Genomic DNA, 14,321 nt, shown 5'->3' on the forward strand with positions numbered 1-14,321 from the left:
GTCAGGGACGGAAGCGCAGCACCTGCGGGTCGTGGTCGCTGTTCTGCTGCGCGAACTCCGCATTGATGTGCACGCTGTCGTAGCTGAAGTCGTCCGCGTCGCCCACCCCCGGGCTGGTCAGGATCTGGTCGAGGACCTGCGAGTTGCCCTGGTAGACGTACGAGTAGCGTTCGCTCCTCGGCAGCGACTTCACGGCCGCACGCAGCGCCCCGCCGTCCGTCAGCGCCTTGGTGGTCGCGGAGAACTCGAAGTCGTTGATGTCACCGAGCACGACCACGTCGGCGTTCCGCTGGACCTTGCGGATGTCCTTCACGAAGCCGTTCACGGCCTGCGCCTGCCGCAGCCGCTTGGCCTCGGAGGAGCGCACCGGCGGCTGGTGGTGCGAGGTCAGCCCCTCGTCGCCGCCCTTCGACCCGAAGTGGTTGGCGACCACGAAGACCGTGCGGCCGCGGAAGACGAACTCACCGGCCAGCGGCTTGCGGCTGTCCGCCCACGCGTCGTTCAGCGGGTCGACTCGGCCGGGGGAGTGGCTGAGCGCGGCCCGGCCCTTCTTCCGCACGACCTGGGTGGGCGTCGTCGCGTCGCCGGGCGCGCGCTCGGTGAAGGAGACCCGCTCGGGGTTGTGGAGGAAGACCTGACGTATGTTGCCGCCGGGCTCGCCGCCGTCCTTGTTGTTGTGCGGGTCGACGGAGTGCCACGCGTAGCGCGGCCCGCCCGCGGCGACGATCGCGTCGGTGAACTTCTTCAGGGTGGCGTCCGCGGAGACCGTCCCGTCGTTCTTCGCGCCGTTGTCGTCCTGGATCTCCTCCAGGGCGAGGATGTCGGGCGAGGCGAGGTTCGAGACGACGGCCGCGGCCAGCGCGTCGAACTTCTCCTGCGGGTCCCCCGGGTCGAGGTTCTCGACGTTGTACGTGGCGACGGCGAGCTCGCCCTTGGCCTGCCGCCGCGTCTTCTCGCGCTCGAGGCCCTTGTCGGCGATGCCGCCGAGCTCGCGGGCCACGAGGGTGTAGCCGCCGAACTGGTTGAAGTCCAGGGGCCCTTCGGCGCCGCCGCGCAGCACGTCACCGACGTCCGCCTTGGGGAAGGGCTGCTCGGAGACGGGCGCCAGCTGCTGGATCTGCAGCCGCCCGCCGTTCTGCGCGTCGTACGAGCCGTAGACGGTGCCGCCGCGCCTGTTGTCGTTCTCGTGCTTCTTCACCGTCACCCACAGCTCGTTGTACGCGTCGGTCGCGCCGACCACGCGTGAGCTGCCGACCCGCACGTTCATCCCCTCCAGGGACTCGTACAGGTCCAGGGCGTACGAACGGGGCCTCAGCGGCAGCGCGTTGATGCTGCCGCCCTGCGCGGGGTCACCGGCCGGCGCGTACGCGGCGGGGACGGACTTCGCGCCGATGGTGACGGGCGCGGGCAGCGGGTTGCCGGACGACTCCACGGTCACCGTCGGCTTGGTGATCTGCGTGAGGGACTGGTTGCCGGATCCGGCGCCCCCGGGAACGTACTCCGAGACCGTGCCGGAGACCCGGACCGCGTCGCCCGTCTGCACGGTGAGGGCCGCCGAGCCGGTGAAGACGAAGACGGCCTCGCTCGTGGCGGGGTCGGCGTCGGCCGCACCGTCGGCGGACTGGATCCAGAAGCCCTTGGAGCCGTATCCGCGGACGCCCGTCACGATGCCCGCGACGTCCGTGACCTGCTGTCCCGCCAGGGGAGAGAGGCGGGTGGTGCCCTGGATGTCGTGGACGCGGATCTCGTCGGCGGAGGCGGCGGAGGACGACACCACGAGCAGGCCCGCGGCGAGGGCGAGGGCGCTGACAGTGCTGACAGTGCTGACGGCGGCGGGTCTCGGTATGTGGGGCATCAGGGAACTCCGGATGAGGGAAGGATGAGGGAAGACGGAGAGGACAGCAGGCACCCGGACAGGCGCTCTACGCGCGTCAATCTCTTGCCTGACCAGGGGAGTTGTCAAGGTTGTGCGGGTGCCCGTTCCCTGTACGTCTTCTGACAGGGACATGAACCGGGCGGCATGCGGCCAAATCCGTCTAGGCTTGCGCCGTGCCGACCCGTACGTTCGGCGCCCCGCACCCTCGGAGGAGAACCAGCCGATGTCCGTAAGCCCCGCCACCCTGCCGCCGGTGCTGCTGCACTCCGAAGCGGAACTCGCGCGGGCCGCGCTCGCCACGCCGCTGCTGTCCCGCGCCGTCCGGCTCGCCCGCTGGGCGGGACCCGGGACCCGGGTCGGCGCGGGCGGCGAGCTCGTCGACGCACAGCTCCCGGCTGCCGCGGCCGAGCTGGACCTCGCGGCGCAGGGCATCGACGAGGAGGACGCTGCCGCCTACGCGAGCGAGGCCTGGCGGGTCGCCGTGGACACCGGCCTCGTCGAGGTCACGGACGCCGAGGAGGAGGGCGCGGAAGGCACCGTCACCCAGGGCGAGGACCTCGCGCTGCTCTCCGCCGGCAGCCCGCAGGACGTCCTCGGCGTCTGGCTCGGCGCCCTCGACACCGTGTACGCGGACGCCACCGTGCCCGACATGGAGAACCTCCTCGACGTCCTGGAGGAGAACGGCGAGGTCGACTTCGACGAGCTCGGCTGGGACCCGCAGGCCGAGGCCGACTTCCTGGACGGCGTCCTCGGCAACCTCTACCTGCTGACGGTCGGCGACGCCGCGGCCGGCGAGGACCCGGTGCCGCTGCCCGCGCTCGCCGCCTCGATGATCGTCCCCGACGACATGGGCGAGCCCACGGACGACGTCCTGGAGCGGGTCTCGGACGCGATGATGAAGCTCGACGACCAGTTCCGCCTCTTCGAGCCGCTCGGCCTCGTCGAGTACCAGCCGGTCGACGAGGCCCTCATGGCCGACATCGACGACGAGAGCGCCGAGCAGCCCCCGCAGGTCGACGACGAGGACGTCAGCCGCTACGGCATGGTCCGGCTCACCCCGCTCGGCCTGTACGGCGTCCGCGCCCGCATGCTGGAGGCCGGAGTCGACGCGCCCGCCGTCGGCGACCTCGCGGACAAGGGCGCCGACGCGCTGCTCGACGGCACCTCCGGCTTCCCGCAGCACGCCGCGCAGGCGGAGATCGAGCAGTGGCTCGCCCGGCACGCACCGCTGGACGCCGCACGCGAGCTGCTCGCCGCCGCGCGCGGCGGCGACGAGGGCGCGCCGCTGCGCAGGCTCCGCTGCCAGCAGGCGCTCTCCCTGGTCGGCGGCGAGGCGGAGCCCGCGCTGCGCGACGTGCTCGACGACCCGGAGCTCGGGGGTCTCGCCCGGGTGTGGCTCGCCGAGCAGGGCGCCGCGGACGTGCCCGCGCCGTCGGAGGCGCTCATCTTCTGGCTGACCATCGACACGCTCGCCGCGCAGCTCGCCGCCGAGGGCAACTCGGACGAGCTGCAGGGCCTGGTCGAGGGCCTCGCGGAGCAGCACAGCGGCTTCTTCGCCACGGCGTGGCGGGTCGAGCACCCCGCCACGGCCGACGTCCTGGAGGCGATGGGCCGCCTGCACCCCGACAAGAAGGTGGCGAAGGAGGCCCGCAAGGCGGCGTTCAAGGCGAGGTCGCAGCAGGGGGTTTGAGCCCGTCCGGCGGGTGAGGACGAGCCCGGAGGGCGATCGACAGCACCCCGGGTGGGCCCAGCCAGCAGGCCCACCCGGGTTCCGCTCACCCCGCCGGAGGCGTCAGCACTCGTACCGCGTCGTGTGCTTGAACGACGACGTCGCCCCGTCGAACCCGTACGTCCCCCGGTACGCCGGAGGGTTCTGGTACTCGCCGACGATCGTGATCGTGTTCGCGCACGAGCCCTGCCCGGCGCGCTTCGCGTCGAGCCGCATCGTCTCGCCGATCGTGCCGCCCGTGATGTCCCACGGCGCGCCGCAGATGCCGGACGTGATCCGGCCGCCCGTCACCACGTGCGGATAGGTGTTGGGGTTGTACTTCACCTCGATGGCGAACGTGACGGCGCCACTGTGCAGCGTCAGCCTGCAGTCCGTCGACAGGGCCTCGGCCGACACCTCGGCCATCGGCGCGGAGAACGCCTCGTCACGCGTCTTGACCTCGGCGCCCTGCGGATTGTGGAAGCGATGCTCCGACGTCCGCGACCGGCCGCCCTTCTGCTTACGTGCCTGAGTGGTCATGGGAAACCCTCCTTCCGTCCTGACCGTCAGGCCAGCAGCTCGGCGATCTCCACGCGCAGCAGCGCGCGGACGTTCTCGATGTGGTTGACGATGGTCGCGACCGACGAACCGGCGAAGAGCAGACCCACCGCGACGTCGTCCTGCGAGGTGACCAGCGAACCGGAGTCGCCGCCCGCCGAGATGTTCGTCGTGACGATCTGGTCCTTGAACCGGGCCGTGCCCGCCGTGCCGTAGTTCACGTCGACCGTCGCGTCGACCGCGATGATCCGGCCGAAGCTGATGTTCGTCGTCCTGCCGGACTTCTTCACCAGGTCGCCGACGGCCACGTTGGCCTTGCGCCGCCAGGCGCGCGGGGCGCCGCTGAAGTACTGCTCGCGCGTCGCGTCCTGGAAGTCGACCGAGCCGAGCGCCGCGTCCACCACGTTGTTGTGCCGCTCCAGCGGGATCTGCGGGGCGAACTGGATCGTGACGAAGCGCTCCAGGGTCGCGATGCGGTCCGCCGGGTCCTGCCCGCCGTCGAAGACGCCCGGCTGCACGATGGCGCTGCCCAGCTGCGCCCGGTTGGAGTCGGCGAGCACGTGGTTGTTGGAGAGGATGTAGAACTTCGCCGGCACACCGAGGCCGGAGCCCGGCGGGTCGACGGAGGCGCCGGGCAGGAAGTCGTAGACCACGCTGCCGAGCGTGCCCGCGGTCACCCGGACGTTGCCGACCGAGAAACCCGAGGGGCACGGGCGCATCCGGCGCTTGAGCAGCTGCGGCTCGAACGCGCCGCGCCCGGCGAGATCTTCGAGCTGTGGCTGCGCGAGGCCCGCGAGCTGCTCGCTGATGCTGCCGTCCGGGCCGTACGCCGACGCGCGGTCCTCGGCCCGCCGGCCGCCGGGCCTGCTCTGCTGGCGCTGCGCCGCGATGTGGCCCACCGCGACGACGTCGGTCGGGGTGCCGTCGTCCATCTGGCGCGGGACGACGTCCCGCTCCGGGAGCATGGACTCCGGGACCTTCTGGGTGACGAACACGATGACGGCGGGCTCGCCGGTGGGTTCCCCGCCGCTCCACTTCACGCCGTGGCCGAAGCCGACGACGTTGGACAGCGGCTGTTGCGGCCGCAGGAAGTCGGACATCGCCTGCTGGCGGGAGCTGTCGCTCAGCTGACCGCCGGTGGGTCCTCGCATCAGTTCGGGCTGGCTCACCACGCCAGACCACCTCTTCCCCTTTGAAGGGTGGGGGTTCCGGGCCGCGCCGGGGCGCCGCTGCCGCTACGTCCCGCCGTTCTGCGCGTCGATCTCGCCGATGGCGAGTACGCGTACGGGGACGCCGTCGAGCATGTCCGGAACCACGTCTTCGTCACGGAGACGGTCGCGGGGCACTCGGTGGGTGACAAAGACGACGATCACGTCCTGACCCGAGTGGTCGTCCCTTCCGATGCCGACTCCGGTGACATTGGCCAGCCTCATCAGCCGGCCCTCATGGAGGCTGCGTGCCTGATGTGCGTCCACTCGGCTCGCCTCCCCTTGCGGGTGGTGCGGCACTGCCACGTAGGTGATGTCTATTGCGGTGTGCATCGCGGGTCAAGGTGTTCTGCGGTGATTCTTCGCATTGCGGGTGAACCTGCCCGTCGGCCGGTCCCGGCGGGCAGGTTCACGGAAGGAGGCCCCTCGGCGTCGGACGGCGTTCAACCGCCGTTCGCGCGCGGGCGGGACGGTGACGCCGACAGCAGCCCGGTCGTACGTACCGCCTTCGCGTCCTCAGGAGAAACGATGCCGCTCACCCGCAGGGATTTCGCCAGACGCTCCGCGCTCTCCGGTGCGGGGGTCGCCCTGGCCGGCAGCGTCGGCGCGCTCGCCACCGCGCCCGGCGCCCTCGCCGCGACGGAGGTCGAGGAGGCGGCACACGCCCCGGGCCACGGCCACGGAGGCCACCTCGGCCCCGGCTACGGCCCCCTCGTGCCCGACCCCGACGGCCTCCTCGCGCTGCCCGCCGGATTCTCGTACCGCGTCCTCACACACAGCGGGAAGACCAAGCTGGAGAGCGGCGAGTTCACACCCTCCAACCACGACGGCACCGCCACCTTCCGCGGCCCGCGCGGCACGACGCTCCTCGTCAACAACCACGAGCTGGGCGGCCCCCGCAGCAAGTGGAAGCACCCCGTACCGCTCACCGAGGGCCTCGTCTACGACCCCGCGGCCGCGGGCGGCTGCACCGTCGTCGAGGTCCGCCCCGACGGCCGCGTCGCCGAATGGGTCGGCATCGCGGGCACCGCGACCAACTGCGCGGGCGGCAGCACCCCTTGGGGCACCTGGCTCACCTGCGAGGAGACCGAGGACCGGGCCGGCAGGAACGGCATGACCAAGGACCACGGCTACGTCTTCGAGGTCGACCCCGCCGACCGGCGCGCCAACCGCGCCCCCAAGCCCATCAAGGCGCTCGGCCGCTACGCCCACGAGGCCGTCGTCGTCGACCCCAAGCGCGGCCACCTCTACCTCACCGAGGACGCCTCAGGGCCGAACGGCCTCCTCTACCGCTGGACCCCGCCCCGGGGCTTCGCGCACGGCCGGGGCAAGCTGCGCACCCTCGCCGACGACGCGGGCGTCCTGAAGGCCCCCAAGTGCTACGACTCCGGCGGCCGCTTCGTCGACGACCTGTCCCGCGCCACGAAGATCGGCACGGTCTACGGCGTCGACTGGGTCGAGGTCCCCGACCGCGACGCGCGGACCGTGCCCGTGCGCCAGCAGTTCGACGACGGCGACATCACGCGCGCCCGCAAGCTCGAAGGCATGTGGTGGGGCGACGGCGGCGTCTACATCGTCGCCTCCTTCGCCCGCGACGAGAGCCCCGTCCAGCACGACGGCCAGGTGTGGTTCTACCACCCGGGCCGCCGCACCCTGACCCTCAAGGTGCTGCTCGGCGTCAACCCGGACCCCGGCAAGGACGGCGCCTTCGACGGCCCCGACAACATCACCGTCTCGCCCTACGGCGGCCTCGTCATCGCGGAGGACGGCGACGGCGTACAGCACCTCTTCGGCGCGACCGAGAGCGGCCGCACGTACCCGATCGCACGCAACGAGCTGAACAACGGCACCGAGGACGACCCGGAGTACAGCGAGTTCACCGGCGTCACGTTCTCACCCGACGGCAGGACGCTGTACGCCAGCATCCAGACCCCCGGCATCCTGCTCGCGATCACCGGGCCCTGGAAGCGGCAGCGGCGCTGACCGGCGTCACGCGCTCCCCGGCGCGTTGACCGCCCGCAGGGACGAGGTGCCGACCCTGGCGTACCAGCCGTCGGCGTCGGCGGCGAGCCAGGTGACCGCCTCGTCCACCGGCCACTCCCGCAGCGTCTTGCCCGTACGCAGACTCAGCGCCCGGCACACCTGCCCCGCGGTGACGTAGACCGTGCCGCCGCCGATGGCGGGCGGACAGCGCGCGACGGCGTCGAACGACGTCCGCCACAGCTGCCGCCCGCCACCGTTCTTGGTGCCGGTGAGGTCGATGGCCTGCAAGGTCCTGGCGTCCAGCCAGTTCAGCAGGGTGCCGTCCCGGGCGACCGGGCCGCGCCTGCCGCCGCCGGACAGGGGCGGCCAGCCGGTGTCGAGCCCGGCCGTCGGGTGGTTCCACAGCCGCTTGCCGCTCTCCGGGCCGAAGCCGATCAGATCCTCCCCTGCGGCGAGCACCAGGCCCGTGCCCGAGGCGTGCCCGAGAGCCGTGGCGCCGCTCCCCGACGTCAGCCCGAGCCGCTCCTCCCGCAGCCGGCCCCCGGTGCGCACGTCGATGAGGTGCAGGTCGCCGGCGTCGGTCAGGAGGGCGAATCGGTCGCCGCCGCCGCGGCCGCCCGGCGCGGGCAGCGTGACCGGCGCGGTCTGCACCGGCTCGTCCCTGCCGAGCGCGGTGTAGGTCCACGGTTCGCGGCCCGTGACCGCGTCGAGGCAGAACACACGGGGGTCCAGCGCGTCGGTGTCCGGCACGAGGAGCAGCCTGTCGCCCGAGACCGCGGGCGCCCGCCAGTCACGGGTGTCCTCCTTGCGGCGCGTGCGGGGCGAGCCGCCCGAGGGCAGCGCGCGCGTGTGCAGCACCCGGTCGTCGGACGATCCGCCGCCGTCGTCCAGCGTGACGAGCCGCCCGCCCGCGACGGCGAACCACTTCACGGCGCCGCGCCACGGCCGCTCCGGACGCCACACCTCGCCGCTCTCCAACTCATAGCCCCTGTCCATGAGTTCAGGGGCGATCAGCAGACCGCTCGCGACGCCCCAGAGCGGTTCACGGACGGCCTCGGCGGGAGCCTTCTCGTACTGCCAGCGGGTGGTCCCGTCCACGGCGTCGACGGCACGCACCAGACCCTGGGTGGTGAATCCGCTCCTCGGCCCGTGCACCAGCACGGTGTCCCCGACGAGCAGCGCGGACCCGACGCCGCCCGTGCCGTCCTCCTCGCCGGTCAGCGCCCAGCGCTCGCGGCCGGGCCGCTTCGACCCCTCGCGCAGCAGCGGCCCTTCCCGGTCCGTGCCCGCGCCCGGCGCCTTCGGGGCCCGCGCGACGGCCCAGCCGGCGAGCCCCGCGAGACCGGCGCCGCCGGTGGCGAGGAAGGTACGGCGGGCGAGGGCGCGGCGGCGTTCGGCACGGGGGTTCCCGGCAGGGGGGATTTCGGTACGGGGGTTCTCCGTACGGGGGTTCCCGGTACGGGGGTTCCCGGTACGGAGGGTGGTGGCGGGCCGCGGCCCGGGTTCCCGGCGGGGCTGCGGGAGGGTGGGCGCGGGGGAGGGGCGGCCGTCGGTGTCGTCCGTCCCGCCCGCGATCAGCGACCGCAGCGGTTCCTCCCGCCACCACAGGGGCGCGTCCGGCGCGGAGGCGAGCGCCAGTACCCGCGCCACGGACGGGCGCCGGCGCGGATCCTTGTGCAGGCAGTCGGCGACGAGCGCGCGCAGGCCCGAGCTCTCCGGAACCCCGACGAGGTGCGGCTCCTCGTGCGTGGCGCGGTAGAGCAGCACGGCGACGGGGCCCGAGCCGAAGGGCTGCTCACCCGTCGCCGCGAAGGCGAGGACCGCGCCCAGCGCGAACACGTCGGCGGCGGGCCCCACGTCACCGGCGGCGACCTGCTCCGGCGCCATGAACCCGGGCGTGCCGATCATCGACCCGGCCTGGGTGAGGCCGAGGTCCCCGGCGGCACGGGCGATGCCGAAGTCGATGACGCGCGGACCGTCGGCGGTCACCAGCACATTGGACGGCTTGAGGTCCCGGTGCACGATGTCCGCCGCGTGGATGCTCGCCAGGGCCTCGGCGAGACACGCCCCGAGCGACCGCACGGCCGCGGCGCCCAACGGCCCGCCCACGGCGACCGCGCGGCGCAGGGTGACCCCCGGCAGGAACGCCGTGGCGAGCCAGGGCACGGGGGAGTCGGGGTCGGCGTCGAGCACGGCGGCGGTGTGCGCGCCCGTGACGGCGCGCGCCGCGGTCGCCTCCCGCCGGAACCGCTCCCGGTAGTGCGGATCGGCGGCGAGGTGCTCGTGCACGGTCTTGACGGCGACGAGCCGCCCGCCGGGGCTGCGTCCCAGATAGACCTGTCCCATGCCCCCGGACCCGAGGCGTCGCACGATGCGGTGCCCACCGAGCCGACGGGGGTCACCGGGAAGCAGCGGGGTGCCCGGCACGAGCGGAGTCCCGGTCATGTCAGGTCCGGGTGCCGCGCGGGCCGCGGAGCGTGTGCAGGGTGCGGCCGGCGCAGACGTGGAACAGGCCGTCGCGCGCGGCCGCCAGCTTCATGTCGGACGCGGGGTCGACCCGTGCCGCCCACGCGGCGTCACCCGTCCGTACGTCCAGCGCGTACACCCCCCACGTCCCCTCGCCCGAACCATCCGAACCGCCTGAACCGCCCGAACCGCCCGGCTCCGGCCCCGAGACCAGGACGAGCCCGTCCGAGACCAGCGGCACCCCGTCCTCGATCTCCCGGAACCCGGGCCGCGACCACCGCCTCCTGCCCGTACGGGCGTCGAGAGCCTCGACCCCGTCCGACGACGAGGCGAGCACCAGGCCGCCCGTGGCGCGCGGCGCGACGGCCGTGACCGCGTCCGCGGGCCGGTCCCACACGGTGCGGCGGGTCGCCAGGTCGACCGCCTCGATCCGCTCATCCGACGCGAAGTAGCCGACGCCCTCGGCCCCGGGGTGCGCCTCGGGGCGCCGGGCGCCGTCCGCGACCTCCCGCTCGACCGTGCCGTCCGACGCCTTGAGGACGACCAGCGGATCGTGTCGCGCGTGCCGGTCCGTGCCGGGGGGCCCTGAGCTCCGGGACGCGGTGGCCACCGCTATGCGGCCGCCCGCGTCGTCCACGCCGATCACCCCCGCCGCGCGCCCTTCGTGGAACCAGAGCTCGTTCCCCGTACGCGCGTCGAAGCCGTAGGCGCGCCAGGGCCGGTCCAGGGTGCCGCGCCGCTCCTGCAAGGTGTCGTACGAGGCATAGGTGAACAGGCAGGCGACGTCTCCCGCCAGGGTGAACAGACCGTTGCCGCCCTCCAGTTCGCTCGGAGGGGCGTCGAGAGGGCGGGGCGGCCGGTGCGGGTTGCGCATCAGGACGCCCGAGGTCCACGCCTCCCGGCCGCCGGCCACGCGCAGCGCGATCAACTCGGGTTCGAAGAGGCTGTCGCGAAGGACGTAGACCAGGTCGCCGCGGGTGTCGACGCTCCGCAGGTTCTCCTCCGGGTAGCTCCAGCGGACTGTGTTGGTCTCCGCGTCCAGGCGGACGAGCCCCTTGTCGTCGAGCACGTAGAGGTCCTTGCCGCTGCGCAACAGGGCTCCGCCGTACTCGACTTCGCCGATGTCGCGGCTCCAGATCACCTCACCGGCGGGCGGCCGGGGCTCGTCGCGCCGCTCGGTGCCGCCACCGCCACCGCCACCGCTGTCGCTGTCGCCCTCGCCCTCGCCGTCGAGGAGGACGGCCGCCGTCGTGGTGCCCACGGCCGCGAGGGCCGCGCCGCCGCCCCAGGTCAACAACCGGCGCCGGGAGGTGCGGGGTGGCGGGGGCGGCGGGGTACCGGGGCGGGCGTCGGTGGGAGTGGCGGGAGCTTCGCGGCGGGCGGTCGGCGGTGGCGCGTCGGTGGGGTCGGGGGGTGATGGCGGTGGCTCGCCGGTGGGGTCGGGGGGCGGTGGCTCGTCGGCGGGACCGGTGGGCGGTGGCCCGTCGGCGGGGCCGGGCGAGGGAGGACCCTCCCCGCCCTCCTGGCCCTCCCCACCCTCTTCGCCCGCCCGCCCCACCAGCTCCGCGACCTTGTCCTCCTGGCGGCGGATCAGCCCAGCGACCGGCTCCTGTTCCCACCACGGCTCGGGCAACGCCCGCTCGGCGCACCAGGCGAGCACCCCCGCGACCGAGGGCCGGTCCGCCGGGTCCCGGGCCAGACAGCGGCCCAGGAAGTCCGCCCAGGCGGGGCCCGGCACGCCGAGCAGGTCGGGCTCGTCGTGCAGCGTGCGGTAGAGGACTTCGGGGGCGCCGCCCGAACCGAAGGGGCCGCGCCCCGTCGCCGCCACCGAGAGGACCGCGCCGAGCGCGAACACGTCGGCGGCGGGCCCCGGCGGCCGGGCGTCCCGCGCCAGCTGCTCGGGGGCGATGAAGCCGGGCGAGCCGATGGCCTCGCCGTCGGCCGTGAGGCTCTCGTCGGCCGCGCTCTTGGCGATGCCGAAGTCGATGATCTTGGGGCCGTCGCGGGTGACGACGACGTTGGACGGCTTCACGTCGCGGTGCACGAGCCCCGCCGCGTGCACCGCCGCCAGGGCCTCGGCGAGCGCGGCGCCCAGCGCGGCGAGCTCGGCGGAACCGAGCGGGCCGTGCGCGGCCACCGCCTTCGGCAGCCCGGGCCCCGCGCAGAACTCGATGGCCAGCCACGGCTGTTCGGCGTCCGGCCCCGCGTCGAGCACGGCGGCGGTGTACGGGCCCGTGACGGCCCGCACGGCGGCCGCCTCACGGCGGAAGCGCTCGCGGAACTCCGGGTCGGCGGCGAGGTGCGCGTGGACCGTCTTGACGGCGACAGGGCGACCCGACGCGGACCGCGCGAGGTGGACGCGGCCCATGCCGCCCTCGCCGAGCAGCGCGACGATCCGGTACCCGCCGACCTCCACGGACGCTCCTTCCGGTGGCCCGCGAGGGCCCTTGGGACGACAGGACGAGCTGACGGACTGTGCGACGCCTGTGGGGCATCGTACGGTTGCGGCCGCCGGGAGATCAGTGGGCGTGAATAACCTTTGGCGCCCCGCCGGTTCACTCTCCTAAAGTAATGCCCAGTGGCAGAGCACCACCTTCGGTTCCGCCGAAATGGGCTCCGGCCACCACAATTTCATGTTTTTTCCAGCACCTCCCGGTGCGCGGGCAGCGGCTCCTTCCTTTCAAGAAATCGCGCCGCCGCCACCTTGATCTCGGGAGGCAGCAGCTGGTGTGTGCCCGGTGCGCAGACAACGGTTACTTCATGGATCAGACGGTTGCGGGTTCGAATCCCGTCATCGACTTCGGGTCGGTGTAGCTCAATTGGGCAGAGCATCCGACACAAGTCCGTCGTCGCTTATGAACTCGGGCACACTCCTGCCGCCTGTCTCCCCGCCACCTGTACGCACGACGAATTCGGGGGGATTCTCATGGCGCGTTTCAACACCAAGTCCATCAAGGCACTCGTCACTTCTCCGGTGAAGTCGACCGGCCGCACCACCCGCACGTACGAGGGCGGTCCCGGGCATCTCCGCGACCCTCGCTCCGAACTTTTCCTGCTCGCCGTCTCGAACTTCGTCTCCCAGCGGACGTTCTACGAGAGCGGCGACCGTCGCGACGACCGCTTCGCCGGCCTCGTGCGCCGCCTCGCCGTCGAGGACCCGCGGTGGACCGCGGGCCTGCTCGGCTGGCTGCGCGGCGACGGCAACATGCGTACGGCCTCGATCGTCGGCGCCGCCGAGTACGTCAAGGCACGCCTCGACGCGCACGCCACCGAAGGACCCACCGGCCGCCAGGTCGTCGCGTCCGTGCTGCGCCGGCCCGACGAGCCCGGCGAACTCCTCGGCTACTGGACGTCGATGTACGGCCGGGCGGTACCCAAGCCCGTCAAGCGCGGCATCGCCGACGCCGTGCGCCGCCTCTACAACGAGAAGTCCCTGCTGAAGTACGACACGGCCACCAAGGGCTACCGCTTCGGCGACATCCTCAACCTCGTGCACGCGGCGCCCGACCCGGCCAAGCCCTGGCAGGGCCCCCTGTTCCGGTACGCGCTCGACCGCCGCCACCACCCGGAGACCGCGGTGCCGCCCGAGGGCGCGCGCGTCCTCGCCGCGCACCGCGAGCTGATGGCGCTGCCCGTCGCCGAGCGGCGCGCGGTGGTCACCGGCGAGGGCGGTGCCGAGCGGCTCGCCGCCGCGGGCATCACCTGGGAGGCGCTCGCGGGATGGCTGCAGGGCCCCATGGACAAGGCGGCCTGGGAGGCCGTCATCCCGTCGATGGGCGTCATGGCGCTGGTCCGCAACCTGCGGAACTTCGACGAGGCGGGCGTATCGGACGAGGTCGCGGCGACCGTCGCGGCCAGGCTCGCCGACCCCGAAGCCGTCGCGAAGTCGCGGCAGTTCCCCTTTCGCTACCTCGCGGCGTACCAGCACGCACCGTCGCTGCGCTGGGCGTACCCGCTGGAGCAGGCCCTCGGCCACTCCCTCGGGAACGTGCCGTCGCTGCCGGGCCGGACGCTGATCCTGGTCGACCGGTCCGGTTCGATGTGGGCGCGTCTTTCGGACCGCTCGGAGCTCAACCGCGCCGACGCCGCCGCCGTCTTCGGCACGGCGCTCGCGCTGCGGGCCGCCGACGCGGACCTGGTGCAGTTCGGCACCACCAGCGCGGAGGTGAAGTACCGCGCGGGCGAGTCCGTCCTGAAGATCCTCGGCCGCTTCGGCGATCTCGGCGGCACGGACACCACCAAGGCGGTACGCCGCTTCTACAAGAAGCACGACCGGGTACTGATCGTCACCGACGAGCAGGCGGCGTACGACCGCCGCGGCGGTCCGACCGAGCAGGTCCCGGCCGACGTTCCCGTCTACACCTGGAACCTCGCGGGCCACCGTCCGGGCCACGGCCCCTCCGGCCAGGGCAACCGCCACGTCTTCGGCGGCCTCTCGGACGCGGCGTTCCGCATGGTGCGGCTGATCGAGGCGGGGCGGGACGCCGACTGGCCGTGGGACGCCACGTCGGACGCCGCCTGA

General features: G+C 73.3%; 9 protein-coding genes. 3 read left to right on the forward strand and 6 right to left on the reverse strand.

Annotation, left to right across the window (positions count from 1 at the left end; genetic code table 11):
- Nucleotide 1: 1 nt before the first annotated feature.
- On the reverse strand, nucleotides 2-1,855 hold the full coding sequence (locus tag AB0N81_RS08565; protein ID WP_365356818.1) for an endonuclease/exonuclease/phosphatase family protein: 1,854 nt from the start codon (nucleotides 1,853-1,855) through the stop codon (nucleotides 2-4).
- Nucleotides 1,856-2,099: 244 nt separating this feature from the next.
- Between AB0N81_RS08565 and AB0N81_RS08570 the strand changes: the two genes are divergently transcribed.
- Nucleotides 2,100-3,566: a hypothetical protein gene (locus tag AB0N81_RS08570; protein ID WP_365356819.1), complete on the forward strand. Its 1,467-nt coding sequence runs from the start codon at nucleotides 2,100-2,102 to the stop codon at nucleotides 3,564-3,566.
- A gap of 102 nt (nucleotides 3,567-3,668) precedes the next feature.
- Here the strand turns inward: AB0N81_RS08570 and AB0N81_RS08575 are convergent, their stop codons facing one another.
- From AB0N81_RS08575 to AB0N81_RS08585, 3 genes are all read right to left on the reverse strand, one after another.
- Complete coding sequence (locus tag AB0N81_RS08575; RefSeq protein ID WP_365356821.1) at nucleotides 3,669-4,124, reverse strand: hypothetical protein; 456 nt, start codon at nucleotides 4,122-4,124, stop codon at nucleotides 3,669-3,671.
- A gap of 26 nt (nucleotides 4,125-4,150) precedes the next feature.
- Nucleotides 4,151-5,311: a hypothetical protein gene (locus AB0N81_RS08580; RefSeq protein WP_365356823.1), complete on the reverse strand. Its 1,161-nt coding sequence runs from the start codon at nucleotides 5,309-5,311 to the stop codon at nucleotides 4,151-4,153.
- Between the two features lie 66 nt (nucleotides 5,312-5,377).
- The gene (locus AB0N81_RS08585; protein WP_365356824.1) at nucleotides 5,378-5,683 is read right to left on the reverse strand and encodes a hypothetical protein; all 306 of its coding nucleotides are present in this window, start codon (nucleotides 5,681-5,683) and stop codon (nucleotides 5,378-5,380) included.
- Between the two features lie 195 nt (nucleotides 5,684-5,878).
- On the opposite strand from AB0N81_RS08585, the gene AB0N81_RS08590 reads away from it, so the two are divergent.
- Complete coding sequence (locus AB0N81_RS08590) at nucleotides 5,879-7,333, forward strand: alkaline phosphatase PhoX (protein ID WP_365356826.1); 1,455 nt, start codon at nucleotides 5,879-5,881, stop codon at nucleotides 7,331-7,333.
- Between the two features lie 6 nt (nucleotides 7,334-7,339).
- Here the strand turns inward: AB0N81_RS08590 and AB0N81_RS08595 are convergent, their stop codons facing one another.
- Together AB0N81_RS08595 and AB0N81_RS08600 are read right to left on the reverse strand one after the other, a co-directional pair.
- Complete coding sequence (locus AB0N81_RS08595) at nucleotides 7,340-9,778, reverse strand: protein kinase (RefSeq protein ID WP_365356827.1); 2,439 nt, start codon at nucleotides 9,776-9,778, stop codon at nucleotides 7,340-7,342.
- 1 nt (nucleotide 9,779) lies between these two features.
- Nucleotides 9,780-12,215, reverse strand: coding sequence for a protein kinase (locus tag AB0N81_RS08600; protein ID WP_365356828.1), 2,436 nt, complete (start codon nucleotides 12,213-12,215; stop codon nucleotides 9,780-9,782).
- 510 nt (nucleotides 12,216-12,725) lie between these two features.
- Here AB0N81_RS08600 and AB0N81_RS08605 point away from each other — a divergent pair.
- Nucleotides 12,726-14,321 (forward strand): TROVE domain-containing protein, encoded by a 1,596-nt coding sequence (locus AB0N81_RS08605; protein WP_365356830.1) that lies wholly within the window; start codon nucleotides 12,726-12,728, stop codon nucleotides 14,319-14,321.

Source organism: Streptomyces sp. NPDC093510 (assembly GCF_040683555.1).
GTDB lineage: Bacteria > Actinomycetota > Actinomycetes > Streptomycetales > Streptomycetaceae > Streptomyces.

Bases quoted from the DNA above. Each gene is read 5' to 3' on its own strand.
- AB0N81_RS08605 (WP_365356830.1), top strand. From the start codon at position 12,726: ATGGCGCGTTTCAACACCAAGTCCATCAAGGCACTCGTCACTTCTCCG.
- AB0N81_RS08585 (WP_365356824.1), bottom strand. From the start codon at position 5,683: ATGCACACCGCAATAGACATCACCTACGTGGCAGTGCCGCACCACCCG.
- AB0N81_RS08595 (WP_365356827.1), bottom strand. From the start codon at position 9,778: ATGACCGGGACTCCGCTCGTGCCGGGCACCCCGCTGCTTCCCGGTGAC.
- AB0N81_RS08565 (WP_365356818.1), bottom strand. From the start codon at position 1,855: ATGCCCCACATACCGAGACCCGCCGCCGTCAGCACTGTCAGCACTGTC.
- AB0N81_RS08570 (WP_365356819.1), top strand. From the start codon at position 2,100: ATGTCCGTAAGCCCCGCCACCCTGCCGCCGGTGCTGCTGCACTCCGAA.
- AB0N81_RS08590 (WP_365356826.1), top strand. From the start codon at position 5,879: ATGCCGCTCACCCGCAGGGATTTCGCCAGACGCTCCGCGCTCTCCGGT.
- AB0N81_RS08575 (WP_365356821.1), bottom strand. From the start codon at position 4,124: ATGACCACTCAGGCACGTAAGCAGAAGGGCGGCCGGTCGCGGACGTCG.